The sequence below is a fragment of the Amycolatopsis kentuckyensis genome, from assembly GCF_002155975.1.
Classification (GTDB): domain Bacteria; phylum Actinomycetota; class Actinomycetes; order Mycobacteriales; family Pseudonocardiaceae; genus Amycolatopsis; species Amycolatopsis kentuckyensis.
The window spans coordinates 1-263 of sequence record NZ_MUMI01000880.1 but is presented as its reverse complement, the minus strand read 5'-3'; the positions used below and the strand labels follow the sequence as shown (position 1 = coordinate 263).

At 73.0% G+C, this 263-nt stretch carries 1 pseudogene; it reads left to right on the top strand.

Annotated features, from left to right (window positions below):
- Positions 1–263: pseudogene (locus CCN39_RS52485) on the top strand (16S rRNA (cytosine(1402)-N(4))-methyltransferase); the annotation flags it as partial.

Genomic DNA, 263 nt, shown 5'->3' with positions numbered 1-263 from the left:
GCAGGCGCTGGCCGAGCTCGCGAAGTCCCGTACCCCCGAAGGGCTCCCGGTGGAACTGCCGGGGCACGGACCGGAGCTGAAGCTCCTCACGCGCGGCGCCGAGAAGGCCGGCGCAGAGGAGATCGAACGGAACCCGCGCGGGAGCGGTCATCGCGGCTCTCCGATCCTCTCTGCGGCCCGCAGCCGCACCGAAGCGGCGCGCGGGTTCCGTTCGATCTCCTCTGCGCCGGCCTTCTCGGCGCCGCGCGTGAGGAGCTTCAGCT